The sequence below is a fragment of the Enterobacter sp. KBR-315C3_2022 genome (assembly GCF_041399425.1).
GTDB lineage: Bacteria > Pseudomonadota > Gammaproteobacteria > Enterobacterales > Enterobacteriaceae > Enterobacter.
Genome location: NZ_JBGKEB010000017.1, coordinates 72,712 through 94,847, shown reverse-complemented (window position 1 = coordinate 94,847; position 22,136 = coordinate 72,712). Strand labels below are relative to the sequence as shown.

Annotated in this window: 20 protein-coding genes and 1 riboswitch; of the genes, 10 read left to right on the top strand and 10 right to left on the bottom strand. The window is 57.7% G+C overall.

What is annotated here, in order from left to right:
- Window positions 1–167: 167 nt before the first annotated feature.
- Entirely contained in the window at window positions 168–464 is a 297-nt protein-coding gene (ubiK, locus tag AB8804_RS17265) for a ubiquinone biosynthesis accessory factor UbiK (protein ID WP_371188319.1), read from the bottom strand.
- Window positions 465–585: 121 nt separating this feature from the next.
- Window positions 586–736, top strand: a riboswitch (FMN riboswitch).
- Window positions 737–842: 106 nt separating this feature from the next.
- Here ubiK and ribB point away from each other — a divergent pair.
- Window positions 843–1,496, top strand: coding sequence for a 3,4-dihydroxy-2-butanone-4-phosphate synthase (ribB, locus tag AB8804_RS17260; RefSeq protein WP_371188317.1), 654 nt, complete (start codon window positions 843–845; stop codon window positions 1,494–1,496).
- A gap of 44 nt (window positions 1,497–1,540) precedes the next feature.
- Here ribB and AB8804_RS17255 read toward each other — a convergent pair whose 3' ends face one another.
- The 5 genes from AB8804_RS17255 to zupT all read right to left on the bottom strand — a co-directional run bounded on the left by AB8804_RS17255 (window position 1,541) and on the right by zupT (window position 7,527).
- The gene (locus AB8804_RS17255; RefSeq protein ID WP_371188315.1) at window positions 1,541–2,602 is read right to left on the bottom strand and encodes a type 1 fimbrial protein; all 1,062 of its coding nucleotides are present in this window, start codon (window positions 2,600–2,602) and stop codon (window positions 1,541–1,543) included.
- A complete protein-coding gene (locus AB8804_RS17250; protein ID WP_371188324.1) occupies window positions 2,586–3,347 on the bottom strand; it encodes a molecular chaperone in 762 nt (253 codons plus the stop codon). The genes AB8804_RS17255 and AB8804_RS17250 overlap by 17 nt, the downstream gene beginning before the upstream one ends.
- A 9-nt stretch (window positions 3,348–3,356) precedes the next feature.
- Window positions 3,357–5,795, bottom strand: coding sequence for a fimbria/pilus outer membrane usher protein (locus AB8804_RS17245; protein WP_371188313.1), 2,439 nt, complete (start codon window positions 5,793–5,795; stop codon window positions 3,357–3,359).
- Between the two features lie 68 nt (window positions 5,796–5,863).
- Complete coding sequence (locus AB8804_RS17240; RefSeq protein ID WP_371188311.1) at window positions 5,864–6,421, bottom strand: fimbrial protein; 558 nt, start codon at window positions 6,419–6,421, stop codon at window positions 5,864–5,866.
- Between the two features lie 332 nt (window positions 6,422–6,753).
- Entirely contained in the window at window positions 6,754–7,527 is a 774-nt protein-coding gene (zupT, locus tag AB8804_RS17235; RefSeq protein WP_371188309.1) for a zinc transporter ZupT, read from the bottom strand.
- Window positions 7,528–7,658: 131 nt separating this feature from the next.
- On the opposite strand from zupT, the gene ygiD reads away from it, so the two are divergent.
- Window positions 7,659–8,447: a 4,5-DOPA dioxygenase extradiol gene (ygiD, locus tag AB8804_RS17230; protein ID WP_371188307.1), complete on the top strand. Its 789-nt coding sequence runs from the start codon at window positions 7,659–7,661 to the stop codon at window positions 8,445–8,447.
- Window positions 8,448–8,537: 90 nt separating this feature from the next.
- Here the strand turns inward: ygiD and AB8804_RS17225 are convergent, their stop codons facing one another.
- From AB8804_RS17225 to tolC, 3 genes are all read right to left on the bottom strand, one after another.
- On the bottom strand, window positions 8,538–9,698 hold the full coding sequence (locus tag AB8804_RS17225; protein ID WP_371188305.1) for a glutathionylspermidine synthase family protein: 1,161 nt from the start codon (window positions 9,696–9,698) through the stop codon (window positions 8,538–8,540).
- Window positions 9,699–9,700: 2 nt separating this feature from the next.
- Entirely contained in the window at window positions 9,701–10,366 is a 666-nt protein-coding gene (locus AB8804_RS17220) for a DUF1190 family protein (protein WP_371188303.1), read from the bottom strand.
- Between the two features lie 192 nt (window positions 10,367–10,558).
- Window positions 10,559–12,046 carry an outer membrane channel protein TolC gene (gene tolC, locus AB8804_RS17215; RefSeq protein ID WP_371188301.1) on the bottom strand — a complete coding sequence of 496 codons (1,488 nt, stop codon included), beginning with the start codon at window positions 12,044–12,046 and terminating at the stop codon, window positions 10,559–10,561.
- Window positions 12,047–12,249: 203 nt separating this feature from the next.
- Between tolC and nudF the strand changes: the two genes are divergently transcribed.
- From nudF to parE, 5 genes are read left to right on the top strand one after another with little or no spacing between them, the layout of a single operon-like run.
- Complete coding sequence (gene nudF / locus AB8804_RS17210; RefSeq protein WP_371188299.1) at window positions 12,250–12,882, top strand: ADP-ribose diphosphatase; 633 nt, start codon at window positions 12,250–12,252, stop codon at window positions 12,880–12,882.
- Complete coding sequence (locus AB8804_RS17205; protein WP_316375410.1) at window positions 12,879–13,301, top strand: DUF1249 family protein; 423 nt, start codon at window positions 12,879–12,881, stop codon at window positions 13,299–13,301. The genes nudF and AB8804_RS17205 overlap by 4 nt, the downstream gene beginning before the upstream one ends.
- 27 nt (window positions 13,302–13,328) lie before the next feature.
- Window positions 13,329–14,156: a 3',5'-cyclic-AMP phosphodiesterase gene (cpdA, locus tag AB8804_RS17200; protein ID WP_371188296.1), complete on the top strand. Its 828-nt coding sequence runs from the start codon at window positions 13,329–13,331 to the stop codon at window positions 14,154–14,156.
- Window positions 14,156–14,737, top strand: coding sequence for an esterase YqiA (gene yqiA / locus AB8804_RS17195; protein WP_371188293.1), 582 nt, complete (start codon window positions 14,156–14,158; stop codon window positions 14,735–14,737). Before cpdA ends, yqiA begins: the two co-directional genes overlap by 1 nt.
- Before the next feature lie 27 nt (window positions 14,738–14,764).
- Window positions 14,765–16,657: a DNA topoisomerase IV subunit B gene (gene parE, locus AB8804_RS17190; protein ID WP_112010774.1), complete on the top strand. Its 1,893-nt coding sequence runs from the start codon at window positions 14,765–14,767 to the stop codon at window positions 16,655–16,657.
- Between the two features lie 128 nt (window positions 16,658–16,785).
- Here the strand turns inward: parE and AB8804_RS17185 are convergent, their stop codons facing one another.
- A complete protein-coding gene (locus AB8804_RS17185; RefSeq protein ID WP_371188289.1) occupies window positions 16,786–18,924 on the bottom strand; it encodes a TonB-dependent siderophore receptor in 2,139 nt (712 codons plus the stop codon).
- Between the two features lie 381 nt (window positions 18,925–19,305).
- Between AB8804_RS17185 and AB8804_RS17180 the strand changes: the two genes are divergently transcribed.
- From AB8804_RS17180 to AB8804_RS17170, 3 genes are read left to right on the top strand one after another with little or no spacing between them, the layout of a single operon-like run.
- Window positions 19,306–20,118, top strand: coding sequence for an ABC transporter ATP-binding protein (locus AB8804_RS17180; protein ID WP_371188286.1), 813 nt, complete (start codon window positions 19,306–19,308; stop codon window positions 20,116–20,118).
- Window positions 20,115–21,098: a FecCD family ABC transporter permease gene (locus AB8804_RS17175; RefSeq protein WP_371188282.1), complete on the top strand. Its 984-nt coding sequence runs from the start codon at window positions 20,115–20,117 to the stop codon at window positions 21,096–21,098. Before AB8804_RS17180 ends, AB8804_RS17175 begins: the two co-directional genes overlap by 4 nt.
- Entirely contained in the window at window positions 21,095–22,135 is a 1,041-nt protein-coding gene (locus AB8804_RS17170) for a FecCD family ABC transporter permease (protein WP_371188279.1), read from the top strand. The genes AB8804_RS17175 and AB8804_RS17170 overlap by 4 nt, the downstream gene beginning before the upstream one ends.
- The last annotated feature ends 1 nt before the right edge of the window (window position 22,136 follow it).

Sequence of the window (22,136 nt, the reverse complement as noted above, 5' to 3'; positions counted from 1 at the left end):
CTCTGGCAGACTGTATGTAAAGGCACGATGAGGTCTCTTCTGTTTTGTTGGCGCAATCAGTAGATCACACTTCATCGTGCTTTTCATTTTTCTGGGGAACCCTCAGCCCACGGGGAGAGGGAGCAAACACTAAAAACGGCAACCAAAGTTGCCGTTTTGCATTTACCTTACGCCTGATCGTCCACCGGTGGAATTGCCGGGGCTGGCTTCACCTCTTCCGGCGCACTGCGGTTTTCCAGCTCGCTTAAACGTTGTTCCAGCAGTGCCAGCTTCTCGCGGGTGCGCAGCAGAACCTGGGTCTGCACGTCAAACTCTTCGCGGCTGACTAAATCAAGGCGAACCAGCTGCGCCTGCAGCGTCTGGCGAATTTTCTTCTCTACGTCATCACCAAATTCACGAATGCCCTTCGGCATGGATTCATGAACCTGACGCGCAATTTGCTCAATTTTCTTCGGGTCAATCATTGTGGCTTCCCTTGGTAAAACGGTCTCAGAAACCATTGTAGCCTGTAAGTGCCGGGCATAAACAAGATTTGTTTGAAGCTTATGCATTGCCCAGGATAATCAATAGCGTTATAGTTAACCCGCTTATTCTCAGGGCGGGGCGAAATTCCCCACCGGCGGTAAATCGGCCTCGTGCTGAAAGCCCGCGAGCGCTTTGAATGAAAATTCAAAGGTCAGCAGATCCGGTGTAATTCCGGGGCCGACGGTTAGAGTCCGGATGGGAGAGAGTAACGATCCAGTCGGGCATGGGCCCGCTCACGTTATCTTTTTGCCGCACAGGCGGCGCTCCTAAGACTGCCCTGATTCTGGTAACCATAATGTTAATGAGGTTTTTTTACCATGAATCAGACGCTACTTTCCTCTTTTGGTACTTCAACTCAACGTGTTGAACATGCACTGGACGCGCTGCGCGAAGGCCGCGGTGTGATGGTGCTTGACGATGAAAACCGTGAAAACGAAGGCGACATGATTTTCGCCGCCGAAAACATGACCGTTGAACAGATGGCGCTGACCATCCGTCACGGCAGCGGCATCGTCTGCCTGTGTATTAACGAAGACCGTCGCAAGCAGCTTGACCTGCCAATGATGGTTGAAAACAACACCAGCGCCTTTGGCACCGGTTTTACCGTGACCATCGAAGCGGCGCACGGCGTGACGACCGGCGTTTCCGCAGCTGACCGCCTGACCACCGTGCGTGCTGCGATTGCCGACGGTGCGAAACCTTCCGATCTGCATCGTCCTGGCCACGTTTTCCCCCTGCGCGCGCAGGCGGGCGGCGTGCTGACCCGCGGCGGCCACACGGAAGCGACGATCGATCTGGTTACCCTGGCAGGCTTCAAGCCGGCGGGCGTGCTGTGCGAACTGACCAACGATGATGGCACCATGGCGCGCGCGCCGGAGTGCATCACCTTTGCTCGTCTGCACAATATGCCGGTGGTGACGATTGAAGATCTGGTGGAATATCGCCAGACGCACGAGCGCAAGGCCAGCTGAAATTGCTGATGTGAAAAAGCCGGGGAAACCCGGCTTTTTTGTCTCTAGTGGTAGTTGATTTTAAACAGCACGACGGTCTCAAACGGGCCGGACTGGATGGCCTTTCCGGCTACCGGAGAAAGCTCCGCCGTGTACTCCTGCGAGTACTGCAGGGTGCTGCCCGTAAAGTCCGCGTATTCTTTATACTGGTTGAAGGTGTAGGGCGCGGTTTTATTGAGTATCCGTAGCTTCAGGCCGTTTCCGATAAGCAGTGCGGTGTCGTTTTCATCAAGATTCTGCGTGGTGTAGAAAGACGAATCCATCTTGAAACCGTCAGAACACTGCGCGTCCTGCACCTTCGTCGTCTTCACGGTAAACGTCCGGTTACGGGTTTTCTGAAGCGTAATGTCTCTGGCGCTAAAGGTGCCAAAATCAATCGACTGATTCTCAGGATAAATGCTGAAGGTTGCGCCGCAGTCCAGCACCTTGATGTTGTTTAGGCCATTAACGTGATACTTGAGGTTTTGCGCATCGGTCATTTTGTTTACGCCGCCCTTGCCGTCAAACTGAACCACAATGTAATCGCTCAGAGAGCTAACGTAGCCGTGAGGCGGCATGGCTTTGATTTTCACGTACAGGCGGAAGCGAACCGCAAACGTTCGGGAAGTATGAATGTCATAGGCGTTGCCCGAACACAGGCGATTTTCCCATCCCATCTGCTTCAAAGCTTCTGGGGTATACATCGTGATCTTATTGTTGTCCAGGCACTGGCGCGTATCGACCCCGTTGGGCTGCCCTGTCGCGTCATAATCGATCCCTTCATAGGTTACGCCCAGATCGTAGTAGGGATCGGTTGCCGACGGATATGGGTTAACCCACGCGTAAACGTCTTCCTTTTCGAAGCTCTCGGCCACGTCGTGATCGCAGGTCACAAGGATTTTAATGTCGTTGGATTCCCAGATTTTTTCACCGACCTTTGCGTTGCTGGGGATGGCGAAAGGATCGACGGTCTGCGTTTGCTCGACGGGCCCTCCGGCGCCCCCCATGTAGCAGTTCAGGGCAAGGGCTTCCTTTAGCGGCAGCGCGCAAAACATTAGCACGATGAATAATTTACCGAGCATTTCCATCTTGCTTACCCTTACTTGCATTTAGCTGGCATTTCGCCGTACCGGAACAGTGGACGTCCACTTTTTTCAGTGCGCCATAGTCATCGATATAGCCGATGCTGTAGTACTCGCCGTGATAGTCCGCGGTCGGCGCAGTGGCAGCGGCAAAAGGGGCAATCATCAGGCTGTCGAAGCCGGGAAGCATCGTTTTACCATCCTTGCTCAGCCAGGCGAGCGTGATGTAGTAAGGCGTGGGGTTGTGGATCGTCAGGCCTTTCGCGTTCGGTGCGATCTCCATTTTTAGCTCCGTATCATCGCCCGCCTTTTTGGCGATGCCCGTCGGGCGCCAGAACAGCTTGATGCGGCTTTGCATCGCGACCTGCATGATGCTTCGCTCTTCTCCTGCGGCGGCGCTTTTCGGCGGTACTTCCCGCAGGTTGAAATAGAAAAGCGACTCCCGGTCTTTCGGCAGCTGGCTGGCCGCCATTTGCTTTACGATCCTTACCTGCGTGGATGCGCCTAGCTCAACGCGCTGTAGGGGCGGTAGCGCCATAAAGTGGCTGTCGTCTTTTTTACCCTGCTCGTTCTCTACCCAGGAGAGCGCGAGATAGGGGAGGGATTGACTTTGGTTATCGATACGCAGGCTGCTGGCCTTATCCTTTTCAGGAAAGACGATGCGCGTGCGGTCGAGGTTGATCGCCGCCTGCGCGGTAAAGGTGGTGCCGAGCAGCAGCAGGCTCAGGCTTTTCAGTGTGTTTAGTTTCATCATCGTTTCTTACCTGCAGGGCAGTATGAGCTGCATACTGCTGTCCAGACGAGCGGGCAATGAGAAGCGGCATTGATTCTCCGCCCCCCACGTCACCCTAAATTGTTGTTCGGGCTGTACGGCGCCCAGCCAGATATGGCCCTCTTCAGCCACCATGCCGACCTGCTGTCCGGTCTCGGCAATCATCACCAGAGCGCCAAGAGGCGGCGTGCCGCGGGCGGTGCGCAGAACGCCGACAATATCTTTCCCTTCGCGCGAGGCGATCTGCCGGTAACCAATCGCGCCTTCTGTCCAGGTGGACGTCACGACCCGGTTGTCCACGTCCACGCCTTCCGGCAGATCGTTCATGTTCACCTGCACGCTGGACGGCGTGTAGCTTGAGAAGGACGGCAAAACGCCGATGCCATACGAATTAGTGCGATCGCGGGAGGCGTTCAGCGGGATATCGCCAATCCCGTCGGTGCTGACCATCACCCGGGGCTCGTTACCGTAGCTGCGGCGATGGAACGCCGCGCCGTTAAGCGTTGAGGTAAACGACCCGTTCCAGCTTGCGCTAAGGGAGTTGTATTCATTGGCCTTATAGCTGCCGGAAACGTTCAGATCCCCGAGCGAGGAGTAGTGCTGATAGTTGCCGCTGACCTGTGCCCCCGCGTCCGTTTTTTCGCTTTCCGTACCCGCCGAGACGCCCCAGGTATTATCCATATCAGAAGCGTCGTACCAGGAGACATTTTGGCTCAGCGAGCTGCTGTTTCGCAGGTCATAGTTCAGACGATGATCGCTATCCAGCGGAACGCTGAGCGAGAGGTAGAACTGGTTGTCATCCTGCTCGTCCTCATAATGCGTTTTGCTAAACGAGGCCGTGATCGCCAGGTTTTTCCAGCGCCCGAGATCGAAGTTATAGCCTGCCGTAATGCTTCCGGTGGTTGAGGGGGCCTGGTCCCACCACGTCTGGCGCAGCAGGCTGATGTACAGATTCAGCGACAGCGGCGTGATGTACTGGCTGGCGGTTACGCTCAGGGTCTGCTTTTCCGTTTCCCGATCGTCGTTGTCATAGTCCAGGAAGCGGGAGTAGCTGAGAAAGCTGCTGTCGGAATAGCGATAGCTCGCCAGGGTAATCTGGCTGTTGGTGGAGTCAAACCGCTTGCTGTAGTTAAAGCGGTAGCTGTAGCCCGTTTGCGGGCCCTGATGAACAGGCTGGCTGGTCGCCTGGGTGACGTCGAACGAAATAGCGCCCAGCACGGAGAGGTTTTGCCCGAGGCCGAGCGCAAATGAGCGATAGCGATCGCCATCGGCAAGCGTGCCGCCGTACAGCGAGGTTTGAGACAGCATGCCCCAGGAGAACTCTCCGCTTGCAAACGCGTTTCCTTCCAGCTCGTGAGACATATCCTGACGGGCTTTTCCTGCGGCCAGCTTGTAGCGCATTTGCCCCTGGCGCGTCAGGAACGGAACGGAGGCGGCGGAGACCTGAAAGGTGTTCACCCGACCGTCTTCCTCGGTAATTTTGACGTCCAGCGTGCCCTGTACGGACTGGTTAAGATCCTGGATAACAAACGGGCCCGGCGGCACCTTGGTCTGATAAATCACGCGGTCGGCCAGGCTAACGGTGACGGTGGCATTCGTCTGCGCAATGCCCGAAATCTGTGGCGCGTAGCCGCGGAGCGCCCACGGCAGCATGCGCTCATCGCTCACCAGCGATGCGCCCGTATAGGTAAACGACTCAAAAATAGAGGATTGCAGGTCGCTCTCGCCAAGCGTTAGCCGGGCACCCACTGAGGGAAGCGCGCGAAACAGATAAACGCGAGAAAAACGACCGCTGTGGTCCGCGCCTTCGTCGGTGCGCGTTTGCGAATACTGGTAATCGCTGCGCAGACGCCAGGCGCCGAGGTTAGCGCCCGCCGTACCGTAGGTATTGAAATTGTTGGTATCGCTGCCTTCTTCCGGCTGATAGCGGCTGGCGAACAGGTTGTAATCCAGCAGCACGCCGGGCACGTCGTTATCCCACGTTGAGGGGGGCATCCAGTCGGCCATGCTGAACATCAGCCACGCCTGCGGGATCGTTATTTTTAGCGTCTGGCTGGACTGCTCAAAGGCGAGCGTAATGTCGGGCAGGGGGCTAAGATTGACACACCCCTTTTCCTCGACGAGCATACGGCGATATTTCTCCTGCAAACCGAAGGTATCGGCTAGCTCGGGAGGAATACAGACTTCAACACTATCTTCTTTCTTTTCCCAGGTCAGCTGCCAGCCATTTTTTAAAACCATGTCGTTTATCGACACGTTAACAAAATAGCTGCCGGGCACAATGGCTGATTTATCTTTAAATAAGGTCAGGTCAATGCCGTCGCGCATTTCCCGATCGATGGCATCAATGTTAAATTCTGTAGAGAATGATAATTTTGAAATGAACAGGGATGAAAATAAAATGACTAAATATAAGCTTTTTTTCATTGGCCTGTTACTCGAGAAAAGAAATAGCCGACTGACATTCGCTGCCAGTCGGTTAAACGTGCAGTGACTTATTTATACGCGAGGATATAGTTAGCTGATGCGGTAACCTGGCCTGCGGTTGCGGTTTGACCGCTAGCCACTTCCATCTGTGCTTTGAAGTGCAGCGTTTGCGTTGCTGAGCCCGCGGAAAGTGCAATTTCATTGGCAGAACCCAGCACGATTGGGTTTTCTGCGTTGTCGAGCAGGCGAACGCCAACGTTCTGTGCGCCGCTTGCGTAGGTGTTTGTCATCAGGCTACTATCGGTAGCATCCGTTGCGGTGCTGCTGAAGGTGACATCGACTTTCGTGATTGTCGTTGCGGTTTCATCAGCCGCTTCCAGCTGGCAGTTTTGCAGGTTGATGTCTACTGGCACGGCAGTCGCTTTTTTGTTAGCGTTGATCACCGCGGTCGTCACCTCACCCAGGTCGACTTCTTTGTCTACGCTGTCTGGTGCGATGCTGCAAGGTGCATCGATAACGGTTCCTTTGAAGGTGATTTTTCCAGAGCCCTGCTCATCTGCGAAAGCAGAACCAGAAATGACGGTAGCCATTGCAATGGCTAACAGCGCTTTTTTTCCTGCGTACATGGGAAATATCCTTATCAAATAATCTTACATTCTAAATGTTATTTTTAGAATTTCGTCATGATTATATCTGTGATGATATTCCCGAGCGATTAGCCATTCTGAAAGATATCATTAGGAAAATTAAAAGTATTGATGATGGTTATTAGTCTCTGCAGGTATAATAATAGCAATTGTTATGTATCCGGACTTTTTAGAAAATTGAATTGACTTTTGTGGAGGCTGTTCGGGAATTACATTTTTCATGAGGTGAGTATTTCCTGAAATTTTCTATATAATAGCTATTGTAAAAGGAAGAGGTAAATTATACCGCCTCCTTTTACAGAAATAAAAAATTATCCGATGCCCATACTTTGCAGAAGTACAAGACTCAAACCCATCACCGACATTCCGCATAAAACGCCATAGCTGGGGTTGTTATTCGGGTCGATCTCTTTTGCCAGCGGCATCAGCTCATCGACGGAGAGGGCAACCATAATTCCGGCGACCGCAGCCATAATCGCGGCCATCACCACAGGTGAAATCAGGCTGCCCAGTATCAGCCACGCCAGCACGCCGCCAAGAATTTCCGCCAGGCCAGAAACCCCGGCCCACAATACCGCCGTGCGCTTCGACCCTGTTGCCGCATACACCGGCCCGGCCACGGCAAGTCCTTCAGGAATATTGTGCAAGGCTACGGCCAGCGCGATACCAAAGCCAAGCTCCAGGTTGTTGCTGGCGGTGACGTAGGTGGCCACGCCCTCAGGGAAGTTATGCAGGCTAATGCCCAGCGTCAGCAGAATCGCGGTGCGCTTAATGTTGTGCGGAAGAGGCGTCACGTTCTTTTGCATAAGATCCTGGGGATGCGCGTGCGGCAGCAGGCGATCCAGCGCGAAGTATCCCAGCAGGCCAACAACAAACATGCCGTAGCCCAGCACCGGGGACATGCCCTTCGTGCCCAGCGCGGCGGGCAGCATCTCCATCAGGGAGATGAGCAGCATAATTCCGGCCGCAAAGCCGAGTGAAAAGGCCAGCACGCGGTTGGACGGCTTCTGGCCCAGCACGCCCAGAATTGCGCCAATGAAGGTCGCGGCGCCTGCAAGTATGGTCAGAATCAAGGGTACTGACATGAAACTCTCCTTTACCTAATCCCTACGTTCAAATTTCCTGAAGATGATCTTCATGCTTATCAGCGTTCATCCTGGCCGGATTGCGCGTAATGTAGAACCATCAAATTGACACCTTCTGTAAGGATATCACCATGTCTTCAACTCGTATGCCAGCACTGTTTTTAGGCCACGGTAGCCCGATGAACGTCCTGGAAGATAACGTCTATACCCGCACGTGGCGTCATCTGGGCGAGACGTTGCCGCGTCCAAAGGCAATCGTGGTGGTGTCTGCGCACTGGTTCACCCGCGGCACCGGCGTGACCGCCATGGAAACCCCGAAAACCATTCATGATTTTGGCGGCTTTCCGCAGGCGCTGTACGACACGCATTACCCTGCGCCTGGTTCGCCAGCGCTGGCGCAGCGGCTGGTTGAGCTGCTGGCTCCCGTTCCCGTGGCGCTGGATAAAGAGGCCTGGGGCTTCGACCACGGCTCCTGGGGCGTACTCATCAAGATGTATCCGGATGCCGATATTCCGATGGTACAGCTGAGCATCGACAGCACCAAACCGGCAGCATGGCATCTTGAAATGGGCCGCAGGCTGGCGACGCTGCGCGATGAAGGCATCATGCTGGTGGCGAGCGGTAACGTGGTGCATAACCTGCGCACGGCGCGCTGGCACGGTGAAAACACGCCGTACCCGTGGGCGACGTCCTTTAATGACTATGTGAAAGCGAACCTGGCATGGCAAGGTCCGGCGGAGGAGCATCCGCTGGCTAACTATCTCGATCACGAAGGCGGTTCGCTCTCTAACCCGACGCCGGAACACTTCCTGCCGCTGCTGTACGTGCTGGGCGCGTGGGACGGTAAGGAAGCGATAACGATCCCGGTCGACGGGATTGAGATGGGGAGTCTGAGTATGCTTTCGGTGCAGGTTGGGTAACAAAAGCAAAACGGCAACGAAGTTGCCGTTTTTAGTGTTTGCACCCTCTCCCGGTGGGAGAGGGCCGGGATGAGGGCATCAGGCCGCACGCTACTCCACAAAAATATGCGGATAAAACCGTGACAGATCCTGGGTGATCAGCGCGCGATCTTCGCGAATGCCAATCCCGGCCGGCTGGTCGTTGATGAGCCAGCTGCCAATCAGCGTGTAGCTATCGCCAAACTTCGGCAGCTGATAGAACGCCTGAACGATCATGCCCTCTTCGCCGTACGGTCCTTCAACCGCTTCCAGCGTTTTACCGTTTTCGATAATCGACACGTTCGCCCCTTCGCGGGAGAAGATCGGCTTCACGACGTATTTATCCATCGGCGGGAAATCGTCTTCGGCAAAGTACGCGGCCAGCAGGTTAGGGTGGTTCGGGAACATCTCCCACAGCATCGGCAGCAGCGCCTTGTTGGAGATAATGCTCTTCCATGCCGGCTCCAGCCAGCGCACGCCAGCGTCTTCCAGCTTGGTGGAGAACATCTCGCGCAGCATGTATTCCCACGGGTAGAGCTTGAACAGGTTGCTAATCACCTGATCCTGAGTATCGGTAAACTGACCTTTTTCACCCAGGCCGATATCTTCGATATAGAGAAACTCGGTCGCCAGCTCCGCTTCCGCCGCGCAGTCCTGCAGGTACTGAACCGTGCCGCGGTCTTCTTCAGTGTCGCGACAGCAGGCAAGGTGCAGCAGGTTAAAACCGTGCTGTTCGCGCAGCTCGGCGAAGCGATCAATCAGCTTTTCCTGCAGGCTGTTGAACTGGTCGCTGCCTTCCGGCAGGTTTCCGGCGTTGGCCTGGTCTTCAAGCCAAATCCACTGGAAGAATGCCGCTTCGTACAGCGAGGTGGGCGTATCGGCGTTATTTTCCAGAAGCTTAGGCTCACCCACGCCGTCCCACGCCAGATCGAGGCGCGAGTACAGCGACGGCTGGCTGGTCTTCCACGACTGGCGAACGAAGCTCCAGGTGTGTTTTGGGATGCGGAATTTGGCCATCAGCTCGTCGCTGTCGATCACCTTTTCCACCACCTTCAGGCACATCTGGTGCAGTTCGGCGGTCACCTCTTCGAGTTTCTCAACCTGAGCGAGCGTGAGCTTGTAGTAGGCATCTTCACACCAGTACGGTTCGCCGTACATGGTGTGGAAGTTAAAACCGTATTCGGTCGCTTTTTCGCGCCAGTCCGGGCGCTCGACAATGCTGACTCGTTCCATGATTAGCCGCCCATTGAGCGTGAAGAGGAACCTGCCGCGCTGCGCTGCATGGTGGATTGTTTCGCTACGGACTCGCCGAACCCGCCGCGGGTCACGGTGGTGGTGGTCGCCGGTTTAGGCGCCATGGCCGTTTTCGGCACGGTCGCGGTACGGCCCGGCGTCGCTGCGCCGTAATTCTTGCCGCTTGCGTCGGTATATTTGCCGTACGCCGGGCTGTTTGGATTTTTGGAGCTAAACAGCGGCTGCTGCTGGTAGCCCGCGCCGCCGCTCATCAGGCGACCCATCATGTAGCCCGCCATCAGCGGCATCCAGAAGCTGCCGCTGGACTGCGCCTGAGCCTGGTTTTCCGGTGCCATGCCCGCCTGAGCAGGCGTCTGCTGGCACTGGCCTTCGCCAAACTCCGCCACGCAGTCTTCACGCGTTGCGTATTTCGGCGCGGTGCGTTCCGCTTCTTTCAGCGCGTTATTATACGCCGTTTTACATTCAGCGGCGTTGCCGGTCGCGGTGGAGCAGTCTTCCGCGTTTTGATACATCGAAACCGTTTCATCGCTTTGTTCGCAGCCCGCGAGCATAAATACCGCGGTAACGGCCAGCGCAACCGGCGTAAGGTGACGAGCGTTCCAGCTTTTGCGGAACGAAGCGTGATTAATCGTTTTTGTCCGTTTCATCTTTGTCTTCCAGGACCCAGTGGTAATAACGCTCAGGATAGTGGATGAGTGGTTGAAAATGAAGCATAGAGGGGGATTAGCGGGGATCTTTACGTTGGCTTACGTTCGAGTGTGATTTTGCGCCAGATGGCGCTGCGCTTACCCGGCCTACGATTAAGTAGGCCCGATAAGCGAAGCGCTATCGGTCAAGGCTTAGTTCCGGAACGGATTAGTGCCTTTGCTGGCGGGCGCAGTGCTGCGCGCTGCCGCTGGCTGCGCAACGGGGGCGCTGTCGTTGCCGTTAAAGTTATCAACAGCGGCATCCTGCTGCGGGTTCTCCGGCGCAACGTTTTCAGGCGAGGTTGAAACCGGCTTGCCCAGTGCGCTGTTCAGCGACTGCAGATCCTGCTCGTTCAGCGTACCCAGAGCCTGCTTGATGTTCAGCTGGTTAATCAGGTACTGATAGCGCGCGCTGGAGAGCTGCTGCTTGGCGTTGTACAGCGTAGTTGTCGCGTCCAGCACGTCAACGATGGTACGCGTACCGACGGAGTAGCCTGCTTCCATCGCGTCCAGGGAGCTTTGTGCAGACACCACGGCCTGCTTATAGGCGTTGATGCTGCTGATGGAGGCGTTCACGTTGTTGAAGGACGAACGTACGGTCTGCACCACGTTGCGGTGCGCGCTTTCCAGCTGCTCGCTTGCGCCAACGAAGTTGTACTGCGCCTGTTTCACCTGGGAGTTGACCATTCCGCCCTGGTACAGCGGCAGGGAGAAGCTCAGGCCCACTTTGTTCTGGCCGACGTTACTGTCGTCGTATTGTGCACTGTTAGCTCCGCCGGTTTTCGAACCGCTGTAGCTGGTATCAGACACGCCGGTGGACGCGCTGAGGCTCAGGGTTGGCAGGTGCCCATCCTGTGCCTGGCGAATCTGCTCGCGGGCCAGATCCTGGCTTAGACGCGCCTGCAGCAGCGCCAGGTTGCGGTTTTCCGCTTCCTTCAGCAGCGAGTTCACCGCCTGCGGCTTGTCGGTTTTGAAGCTGTCGACGTTCAGAGACGCCAGCTCAGGGTAATAGTTACCGGTGACCTGACGCAGCGATTCAAGCGCGTTGTCGAGGTTATTACGCGCGGTCACTTCGTTCGCCAGTACGGTGTCGTACTGTGAACGGGCGTTCTGCACGTCGGTGATCGCTACCAGGCCCACGTTAAAGCGCTGGGTGGTTTGATCCAACTGACGGTAGATGGCCTGTTTCTGCGCTTCGGTGTAGGAGAGCGCGTCAATGGCGCTCAGCACGTTGAAGTAAGCGGTAGCGGTGTTCAGGATCAGCGTCTGCTGGTCGGTCTGATACGCTACGTCCTGGATGCCCGCGCTCTTTTCCTGCAGGGTCAGGGCACGCCATTTGGACATATCGAACAGCGTCTGCGTTAACTGCAGTGATGCGCTGGTCGCATTGGAGTTAACGCCGTTGTTATCGCGAAAACCGTTGCTGTAAGTATAATCAGCACCTAAGCCCAACTGCGGCAGCAATGGGCTGCGCGCTTCGTTAATCTTTTCAAATGCAGCATCACGGTCGGCCGCTGATTTACGCAGATCAGGGTTGCCCAGACGCGCCTGCTGATAGACCTGTAACAGGTTTTCTGCCTGGCTCAATGCACTGAAGCCCGTCAGGCTCAGGCCGATAAGGATGGGGAGCAATTTCTTCATTTGCATTCCTTGTTGTGAAGCAGTATTAGCGCTGATCTAATTAAAAATAATTGCCGATTCTAACAGAATCATCCACACCAAAAGGTTGGCGTTACGTGCCATCTGGCGGTAATTTGCACCAATCTACCATATAGCCATACAAACAGCAGCCAAACGGCCTTGAAATTCACAATTTCATCACCATTGCTACCAGGACTTGATTCATGCAAAAGACAGAAAAGTTGCCAGTGACCTTCGCCAAAAACGATGTAGAAATTATTGCACGAGAAACGCTTTATAGCGGTTTTTTTTCGATGGATCTTTACCGTTTCAGGCATCGCCTGTTTAACGGTGAAATGAGCGGCGAAATCAAACGCGAAATTTTTGAGCGCGGGCATGCTGCAGTCTTGCTACCCTTTGACCCAGTGCGCGACGAAGTGGTGCTGGTGGAGCAGATTCGCATCGCGGCGTATGACTCAAGCGAAAGCCCGTGGCTGCTGGAGATGGTGGCCGGGATGATCGAAGAGGGTGAAACGGTTGAGGACGTCGCCCGCCGCGAAGCGCTGGAAGAAGCGGGCCTGGTCGTCGGGCGAACAAAACCGGTGCTGAGCTATCTGGCAAGCCCGGGTGGCACCAGCGAGCGCTTATCTATTATGGTGGGCGAAGTGGACGCCACGACCGCGGAAGGTATTCACGGTCTGGCAGACGAAAACGAAGATATTCGTGTTCATGTGGTGAGCCGGGAACAGGCTTACCAGTGGGTAGAAGAGGGGAAAATCGACAACGCTGCGTCTGTCATCGCCCTGCAATGGCTGCAGCTGCATTATCAAACATTACGAAACGAGTGGACAAAATGAAGCGCTATACACCTGACTTCCCCGAAATGATGCGCCTGTGCGAAACCAATTTCGCCCAGCTGCGCCGCCTGCTGCCGCGAAACGACGCACCCGGCGAAACGGTAAGCTATCAGGTGAGCAACGCGCAGTATCGGTTAACGATAACAGAATCAACGCGCTACACTACCCTGGTGGAAATTGAACAAACGGCGCCCAGCATTAGCTACTGGAGCCTGCCGTCGATGTCGGTCCGCCTTTACCACGATGCGATGGTCGCTGAAGTGTGTTCGAGTCAGCAGATCTTTCGCTTCAAGGCGCGGTATGATTACCCGAATAAAAAGTTGCATCAACGCGACGAAAAGCATCAAATTAACCAGTTTTTAGCCGACTGGCTAAGATATTGTTTAGCACATGGAGCAATGGCGATTCCGGTTTGTTAGCGTCATAAACCTACCTAAGGACACCATTTGGAAAGCCTGTTGAACCTGACTGTTGCTGGTGGGGCACCAGTCAGGATATTGCAAATCACCGATACTCACCTCTTTGCCGAAAAGCATGAAACGCTGCTGGGTGTGAACACCTGGGAGAGTTATCAGGCCGTACTTAGCGCGATTCACGCCGAGAACCGCGCGTGTGATTTGATCGTCGCAACAGGCGATCTCGCACAGGATCAATCCTCCGCGGCCTATCAGCATTTCGCTGAGGGGATTGCGAGCTTCAGCGCGCCCTGCGTCTGGCTACCGGGTAACCATGACTTTCAGCCCGCCATGTTCAGCTCGCTACACGAGGCGGGGATTTCTGCGGCGAAGTGCGTGTTTGTGGGCAAGCAGTGGCAAATCCTGCTGCTCGACAGCCAGGTTTACGGCGTCCCACACGGTGAGCTGAGCGAATATCAGCTCGACTGGCTGGAAAGAAGGCTGGTCGCTGAACCGGCGCGCAATACGCTGCTGTTGCTTCATCATCATCCTCTCCCTGCGGGATGCAGCTGGCTCGATCAGCACAGCCTGCGCAACTCTGCCGCGCTGGACCGCGTGCTGGTAAAATACCCGCGCGTGAAAAACCTGCTCTGCGGGCACATTCATCAGGAGCAGGATCTCGACTGGAACGGCCGCCGCCTGCTGGCCACGCCCTCCACCTGCGTACAGTTTAAGCCGCACTGCGCCAACTTTACCCTGGATACCATCGCACCCGGCTGGCGCTGGCTCGAACTGCATGCCGATGGCACCTTGACCACCGAGGTCTGCCGCTTAACCGGCAGCCAGTTCCGTCCCGACACCGCTTCAGAAGGCTATTAATGTCTACGCTCCTCTATCTACATGGATTCAACAGCTCGCCGCGCTCCGCGAAGGCGACGCAGTTTCGCCAGTGGCTGAGCGAACACCACCCGCAGGTGGAGATGATCGTTCCCCAGCTTCCGCCTTACCCGGCGGATGCGGCGGAGATGCTTGAATCCATCGTGCTTGAACACGGTGGAGAATCGTTTGGCGTTGTCGGGTCATCGCTGGGGGGATACTACGCCACCTGGCTGTCGCAATGCTTTATGCTGCCTGCGGTGGTGGTCAATCCGGCGGTTCGGCCGTTTGAGCTGCTGCGGGACTTTCTCGGGCAAAACGAGAACCCCTACACCGGTCAGCAATATGTGCTAGAGTCACGCCATATATACGATCTCAAAGTTATGCAGGTCGACCCGCTTGAAGCGCCGGATCTTATCTGGCTGCTGCAGCAAACGGGAGATGAAGTGCTGGATTACCGCCAGGCAGTGGCGTATTACGCATCCTGCCGCCAGACTATAGAAGAGGGCGGAAACCATGCTTTCACGGGCTTTGAGAATCATTTCACCCAGATTGTCGATTTTCTTGGACTGCACAGCCTCTGACAATCAATGCGAATTGCTAGTTAAATCATGACGCAAACCTATAACGCTGATGCCATTGAGGTACTCACCGGGCTTGAGCCGGTTCGCCGCCGCCCGGGGATGTACACGGATACCACGCGCCCAAACCACCTGGGCCAGGAAGTTATTGATAACAGTGTGGATGAAGCGCTGGCAGGCCATGCCAAACGCGTTGACGTCATCCTGCACGCCGATCAGTCGCTGGAAGTGATCGACGACGGTCGCGGCATGCCGGTGGATATCCACCCGGAAGAGGGCGTACCGGCCGTTGAGCTGATCCTCTGCCGTCTGCACGCGGGCGGTAAATTCTCCAACAAGAACTACCAGTTCTCCGGCGGCCTGCACGGCGTGGGGATCTCCGTGGTCAACGCCCTGTCTAAGCGCGTGGAAGTGAACGTTCGTCGCGACGGTCAGATCTACAACATCGCCTTTGAAAATGGCGAAAAGGTTCAGGATTTACAGGTCGTCGGCACCTGCGGCAAGCGCAACACCGGCACCAGCGTCCACTTCTGGCCTGACGGGAGCTTCTTCGACAGCCCGCGCTTTTCCGTTTCGCGCCTGACGCACCTGCTGAAAGCCAAAGCGGTGCTGTGCCCGGGTGTAGAAATCACCTTTAAAGATCACGTCAATAACACCGAGCAGACCTGGTGCTACGCCGATGGCCTGAACGACTATCTGTGCGAAGCCGTTAACGGCCTGCCGACCCTGCCGGAAAAACCGTTCGTCGGTAACTTTAGCGGCGACACCGAAGCGGTGGACTGGGCGCTGCTGTGGCTGCCGGAAGGCGGCGAGCTGCTGACCGAAAGCTACGTTAACCTTATTCCGACCATGCTCGGCGGGACGCACGTCAACGGCCTGCGTCAGGGCCTGCTGGACGCGATGCGCGAGTTCTGTGAATACCGCAACATCCTGCCGCGCGGCGTGAAGCTGTCGGCGGAAGATATCTGGGACCGCTGCGCGTACGTGCTCTCCGTGAAGATGCAGGACCCGCAGTTTGCCGGCCAGACCAAAGAGCGCCTGTCATCGCGCCAGTGCGCGGCGTTCGTCTCCGGCGTGGTAAAAGATGCTTTTACCCTGTGGCTGAACCAGAACGTTCAGGCCGCGGAAATGCTGGCCGAAATGGCCATTTCCAGCGCCCAGCGTCGCCTGCGCGCGGCGAAGAAGGTGGTGCGTAAAAAGCTCACCAGCGGCCCTGCGCTGCCGGGCAAGCTGGCGGACTGTACGGCGCAGGATCTTAACCGCACCGAGCTGTTCCTCGTAGAAGGGGACTCGGCGGGCGGATCGGCCAAGCAGGCGCGCGATCGCGAATATCAGGCGATCATGCCGCTCAAGGGTAAGATCCTGAACACCTGGGAAGTGTCGTCTGATGAAGTGCTGGCCTCGCAGGAGGTGCACGACATCTCGGTGGCGATCGGCATCGATCCGGACAGCGACGATCTGAGCCAGCTGCGCTACGGCAAGATCTGCATCCTGGCGGATGCGGACTCCGACGGCCTGCACATCGCCACGCTGCTGTGCGCGCTGTTTGTGAAGCACTTCCGCACGCTGGTGAAAAACGGTCACGTCCACGTGGCGCTGCCGCCGCTCTACCGTATCGACCTCGGCAAAGAGGTTTACTACGCGCTGACGGAAGAAGAGAAAGCGGGCGTGCTGGAACAGCTCAAGCGCAAGAAGGGCAAGCCGAACGTGCAGCGCTTTAAAGGGCTGGGCGAGATGAACCCGATGCAGCTGCGTGAAACCACGCTGGATCCAAATACCCGCCGCCTGGTGCAGCTGACGATCAGCGATGAAGACGAACAGCAAACCAACGCCATGATGGATATGCTGCTGGCCAAGAAGCGCTCGGAAGACCGCCGCAACTGGCTGCAGGAGAAAGGCGATATGGCGGATATTGAGGCCTGATGCTGAAAAAGCCCTGCGATGCAGGGCTTTTTTTTTGCCCGGTGGCGCTGCGCTTACCGGGCCTACGATCGATCCCCTCGCCCCTTCGGGGAGAGGGCCGGGGTGAGGGGGAATGCCCCGCACTGACATCAAAACTCCATCTTCACCGTAAACTGCACTTCACGCGGATCGCCAATCTGGTTGCCCAGGTTATTGGTCGCGATAGAAGAGGTGTAGTAGGTCTTATCAAACAGGTTTTTCACGTTCACCTGCAGCGTCACCGGATACTGCAGCTTCATCTTATAGGCCGCAAACGCGTCCGCCACGAAGTAGCCCGGCAGATAATAATCCGCGCCGTTGGTTGCCGAGCGGCGGCTCACGCCGTGCCCGCCGCCGCCAATCGTCAGCGTGTTCCCGGCAAATGCATTTTGAATATCGTACGTTAAGAACAGCGAGCCGGTATGGCGCGGCACGTTCGGCAGCGGTTTGCCCGCGTAGTCCGGGTCTTCCAGCACTTTCGCATCGGTATAGCCGTAGCTGGCGATAACGTTGGTGTTCTCGGTCAACCGTCCCGCGAGATCCACCTCCACACCCTGCGAGCGCACGCGGCCCGCGGTTTTGGCGACGGTCTCATCGCCCACGCTTTCGGTATACAGCACGTTGCGCTTGTGAATATCAAACAGCGCGATGTTGGCGGTAACGCCGTCGAACAGGTCGAATTTCGCGCCTACCTCGTAGGCGTTTGACGTTTCCGGCGGCAGGTCGCCGATGTAGCTGGCAATCGACGACTGCGGCATAAACGTCTGCGAGTAGTTAGCGAAGAGCGACACGGCTGGCGTGAGCTTGTAAACCAGCCCCAGCTTCGGCGTCCACTGGTCGTCGCGGCTGTCGGTGTTGACGTTAAACGGACGGCCTTTCCCGGCGTACTGGGTGTAATACTGGTAGCGCAGTCCGGCAACGGCGATCCACCGGTCGGTCAGGTACAGCGCGTCCTGCGCGTAGGCGGAATAGCTCTCCTGCTTGATGGTCTGATCGCTATCGGAGGCCGACACGGTGGTGCATTTTCCGGTGCTGCCGTAGCTCGGATCGTAGATATTAAAATCCTTCACGTTCTTGCAGCGGATCATGTCCGTGCGCAGCAGATCGTAATTCTCATACGAGACGCCGGTCAGGATCTCGTTATAGAACCCGGCGATATCCACGTTGCCCTGCACATCGGCACGGGTAGAGTGCATTCGCTGGGTCGAGCCCTGCGTCGCATCCACGCGGCGGGTCAGGTTGCCGGTTTTAGCATCGTAGGCCATCACGCGGGCCTGATTGTCGCTGTATTTATCCTGGCTGTAGCTGTAGTCGAACTTCGCGGTCCACTGGCTGTTCAGGCGGTATTCCGCGTTGAGCTGCGCCAGATCCGAGACGCCGTCCGTCACGTTGAACGGCTCGTCAAAGCGGGTCTTGCGATCGACGTTGACCGCCTTTTTGGTATTCGGATCGAAGATCGTGCCGCGATCGAACGGGGTCTTATAGTCGCGATGGGAATAGAGCACGGTCACCGTGGCGTCATCGCCAAACCACGTCAGCGACGGCGCAATGAACGTGCTGCGCTCGGTGCCGAAGTTGCGCCAGTAGTCTTCATCCTGAACCTCGCCCGTCAGGCGATACGCCAGGCGCGTGCCTTCGATCGGGCCGGTGAGGTCAAGCTGGCCGGTGCCGCCGCCAAAGCTGGATGAAGTAGCGGAAATCGCGCCGCCGAACCGCTGCTCGGGGCGTTTGGTCACCACGTTAATCAGCCCGCCCGGGTCGAGAATGCCGTAAAGCGTCGAGGCGGGGCCTTTTAACACCTCCACGCGCTCGGTGGCGGCGTTAAAGCTGCGCGGCAGCACGGTGCGAAGCCCGTTAGTCATGATCGACCCGTCGCGGTTCGCGCCAAAGCCGCGGCGCACGAACGCGTCCTGCGTGCCGCCGAGGGTGTTGGTCTGTACCACGTTGCTGACGTTATACAGCGCTTCGTCAAGCGTGGTGGCGTGCTGATCTTCCAGCACCTTATCGCTGACGGTATTCACCACCTGCGGAATATCCAGCATCGGCATGTTGGTCAGCGTAGCCGTGGACGTATTGAGCGGCTGATAGCCGTTGGTGGCGTCACCCGCGGCGTTCGGGCTGGCGACCACGGTGAGCGTTTCGCCATCCTGCGCCGTTTTCTCCGCCGCGTGCCCCAGAGGCGCTAAAAAGAGGAGTGAAAAGAGCGCGCGCCCTTTAACCCCTGCATGAAAAGGTGTGAACGTAGCCATTACATCTGTTTTCCCAAATAACCCGCGAAGAAAGGTTCGCGCAAGCGTGTGTGAGTCATTGCCCTTACGGTCCGTTCGTTAGCCACGGCGGGCCTCGAACTTGTAATTGAGAATCATTCAATCATGCGGGAATGTAGTAGTAAATGGAAAAAGTAAAAAATGGGCTACAGCGCTTTTTCATGAAAAATGCAGAATGCTATCCGTTTATAAGATATTGAAATTAATGGATTAATGATAAAAATAAAGCGCGTGGGTCTACGCCGTTATCCCTGGTTTTTACAGGGTGTTTCTCCGCTTGACTACTACATGGCGCAGCGGCAAACTTTCAAAAGAGAATGAGTTTTATTTTTATTTATTTGATTTTATTACGTTGGCATTCACGTGGCGCACAACCTCAAAAATCCTGGCCTGGTTCTGGAGAACCTGTCCGCGGGCTACCACAAAAAAATCATCGTCGATGATATTTCCCTCGCCATCCCGCAGCAGAAAATGACGGTGCTGGTGGGGGCGAACGGCTGCGGCAAATCCACGCTGCTGAGCACCCTTGCGCGCCTGCTGCATCCGCTGGGAGGCCGCGCCGTGCTGGACGGCAAATCCATCCACGCGCAGCCCACCCGAGACGTGGCGCGACAGCTTGGCATTTTGCCCCAGTCGCCGATTTTGCCGGAGGGTTTAACCGTGTTTGAGCTGGTCTCCCGCGGGCGTTTTCCCTGGCAGAGTTTTATGCGCCAGTGGAGCGAGGAAGACGAACGGGCCGTGGAGGACGCGCTGCGCCTGACGGGCACGGCGGCGTTTGCCGATCTGCCCGTTGAAAGCCTCTCCGGCGGCCAGCGCCAGCGCTGCTGGATTGCCATGGCGCTGGCGCAGCAAACGCCGTACATCCTGCTGGACGAGCCAACCACCTTTTTAGATCTGCGCTATCAGGTGGAGATCCTCGAATTGCTCCACGATCTCACCCGCCACCACGGGCGCACCGTGGTCGTGGTGCTCCACGATCTAAACTTCGCGGTCAACTACGGCGATTCGCTGGTCTTTTTGCGCCACGGCAAAGTGGAGGGCGTGCTTCACGAGGGCGACGCCTGCACGCCGGAGCTGATCAAAGCGGTGTTTGACGTTGACGTGCATATGTCGACAAACCCGATGACCGGCAAACCGTTCTTTATGCCGTTTCGCCAGGCGTCCAGAGCATCATGATCCGCATCCCGCTGGCTTTTCTGCTGCTCACGCTTCTGCTGCTGGCCGGAGCGGTGGCGCATCTCGGGATCGGCGCGCGCGCCATCGCGCCGCAAACGGTGGTGCAGGCGTTTCTCCACTTCGACCCGCGTAACTTCGACCACAGCGTGGTTATCCGCCTGCGCCTGATCCGCCTTTGCGCGGCGATGGTCACGGGCGCGGCGCTGGGCGTGGCGGGAGCGCTGCTGCAATCGGTGATCCGCAACCCGCTGGGCGAGCCGCACATTCTCGGGCTGAACGCGGGGGCGGCGCTGGCGGTGGTTTTGACCAGCGCGCTCGGGCTTGGCCTGCCGTTTGGCCGCCCGCTGATTGCCGCCGCCGGTGCCGCGGCGCTGTTTTTGCTGGTGCTGACGTTTTCCTCCGCCGGGCGAGCCGGGCTCACGCCGATGAAGGTCACGCTGTGCGGCGTGGCGATGTCGGCGTTCGCGTCGTCCATCACCGCCGCGGTGCTGATTCTGGACGAACAGACCCTGCTGGCGATGCGAACCTGGCTGGCGGGCGATTTGGCCGGGGTCAGCGTCGACGCGGTTCGCGCCGCGGCCTGGGCCGCCGGGGCCGGATTCCTGCTGGCGGTCTGGCTGTCGCCCTCGCTGAACATGCTGGCGCTCGGCGATCGCATGGCGCAGGGACTGGGCGTTTCGCTGCTCAAAACCCGCCTGTTCGCGCTGCTGGCGACGGCGCTGCTGTGCGGCGCGGCGGTCTCCCTCGCCGGTCCGATAGGCTTTATCGGCCTCGTGGTGCCGCAGCTCGTCCGCCGCCTGGCGTCGGTGGACCTACGCCTGACGATCCCGCTCTCGGCGCTGTGCGGGGCGCTGGTTCTGCTGGTGGCGGATATCGCGGCGCGCACGCTGTTTGCGCCCTACGAGCTCGCCACGGGCGTGGTGACCGCGCTGGTCGGCGCGCCCGCGTTTATCCTCATCGCGGCGAGGACGTTCAAATGAATCGCGCCGGGCTGCGGGCGATCCGCGCGGGCGCGTTTTCGGTGCCGATCCGCCCTAAGGCGATGATCCTGCTGGGGCTGCTGGCGGCGGCGGGCGTGGCGCTGATGGGCTTTGGCCTGACCCACGGCTCGCTGCCGATCCCCGGTTCCGCCATTGGCCGCGCGCTCTTCATGCCGGAGAGCCTGAGCGCCGACGCGCGCTACATCGTCATGGATATCCGCCTCCCGCGCCTGCTGATGGCGGCGCTCTGCGGCGCGATGCTCGGCATGGCGGGGGCCGCGATGCAGTCCATCACCCGCAACGGGCTGGCCGATCCGGGGCTGATCGGCGTGAAGGAGGGCAGCAGCGCCGCGGTGCTGCTGGTGATGTTTCAGCTTCCCGCGCTGAGCCTGTTCTGGCGGCCTCTGGTTGGCATGGTCGGCGGCGCGCTGACCGCGGTGCTGGTTGTGATGCTGGCGCGCGATATCTCACGTCCGCGGTTTATTCTGATCGGCATCGGCGTCTCGTGGGCCTTTGCGGCGGCGATGGGCGTCTTTATGACCACCGCGGACGTGCGCGACGTGCAAACGGCGATGCTGTGGTTGGCGGGCAGCCTGCACGCGGCCAGCTGGCCGCTGGTCGGCATGGCGGCGGCCTGGGCGATCCCGGCGTTCGCGCTGCTTCTCTTTACAGCCCGCGCGGCGGACGTCGCCCTGCTGGGCAACCCGACGGCCATGGGGCTGGGCGTGCGGACCTCGCGCCTGGCGCTGCTGCGGGTCATCGCGCCGGTGATGCTGACGGCGGCCTGCGTCTCCTGCGTGGGCAGCATCGGTTTTGTCGGCCTCATTGCGCCGCACATGGCGCGGCTGGTGCTGCGCGGCGGGCAGGCCGCGCTGCTGTCGGGAAGCGCCGCGCTGGGCGCGCTGCTGGTGCTGCTGGCGGACAACGTCGGGCGCCTGGCCTTCTTACCGCTCCAGCTGCCCGCCGGGATCGTGATTTCGCTTATTGGCGGCCCCTTTTTCCTGCTGCTGCTCTGGCAGCGTCGTGACCGATTCTAGA

Bases quoted from the DNA above. Each gene is read 5' to 3' on its own strand.
- ubiK (WP_371188319.1), bottom strand. From the start codon at position 464: ATGATTGACCCGAAGAAAATTGAGCAAATTGCGCGTCAGGTTCATGAA.
- ribB (WP_371188317.1), top strand. From the start codon at position 843: ATGAATCAGACGCTACTTTCCTCTTTTGGTACTTCAACTCAACGTGTT.
- AB8804_RS17255 (WP_371188315.1), bottom strand. From the start codon at position 2,602: ATGGAAATGCTCGGTAAATTATTCATCGTGCTAATGTTTTGCGCGCTG.
- AB8804_RS17250 (WP_371188324.1), bottom strand. From the start codon at position 3,347: ATGAAACTAAACACACTGAAAAGCCTGAGCCTGCTGCTGCTCGGCACC.
- AB8804_RS17245 (WP_371188313.1), bottom strand. From the start codon at position 5,795: ATGAAAAAAAGCTTATATTTAGTCATTTTATTTTCATCCCTGTTCATT.
- AB8804_RS17240 (WP_371188311.1), bottom strand. From the start codon at position 6,421: ATGTACGCAGGAAAAAAAGCGCTGTTAGCCATTGCAATGGCTACCGTC.
- zupT (WP_371188309.1), bottom strand. From the start codon at position 7,527: ATGTCAGTACCCTTGATTCTGACCATACTTGCAGGCGCCGCGACCTTC.
- ygiD (WP_371188307.1), top strand. From the start codon at position 7,659: ATGTCTTCAACTCGTATGCCAGCACTGTTTTTAGGCCACGGTAGCCCG.
- AB8804_RS17225 (WP_371188305.1), bottom strand. From the start codon at position 9,698: ATGGAACGAGTCAGCATTGTCGAGCGCCCGGACTGGCGCGAAAAAGCG.
- AB8804_RS17220 (WP_371188303.1), bottom strand. From the start codon at position 10,366: ATGAAACGGACAAAAACGATTAATCACGCTTCGTTCCGCAAAAGCTGG.
- tolC (WP_371188301.1), bottom strand. From the start codon at position 12,046: ATGAAGAAATTGCTCCCCATCCTTATCGGCCTGAGCCTGACGGGCTTC.
- nudF (WP_371188299.1), top strand. From the start codon at position 12,250: ATGCAAAAGACAGAAAAGTTGCCAGTGACCTTCGCCAAAAACGATGTA.
- AB8804_RS17205 (WP_316375410.1), top strand. From the start codon at position 12,879: ATGAAGCGCTATACACCTGACTTCCCCGAAATGATGCGCCTGTGCGAA.
- yqiA (WP_371188293.1), top strand. From the start codon at position 14,156: ATGTCTACGCTCCTCTATCTACATGGATTCAACAGCTCGCCGCGCTCC.
- parE (WP_112010774.1), top strand. From the start codon at position 14,765: ATGACGCAAACCTATAACGCTGATGCCATTGAGGTACTCACCGGGCTT.
- AB8804_RS17185 (WP_371188289.1), bottom strand. From the start codon at position 18,924: ATGGCTACGTTCACACCTTTTCATGCAGGGGTTAAAGGGCGCGCGCTC.
- AB8804_RS17175 (WP_371188282.1), top strand. From the start codon at position 20,115: ATGATCCGCATCCCGCTGGCTTTTCTGCTGCTCACGCTTCTGCTGCTG.
- AB8804_RS17170 (WP_371188279.1), top strand. From the start codon at position 21,095: ATGAATCGCGCCGGGCTGCGGGCGATCCGCGCGGGCGCGTTTTCGGTG.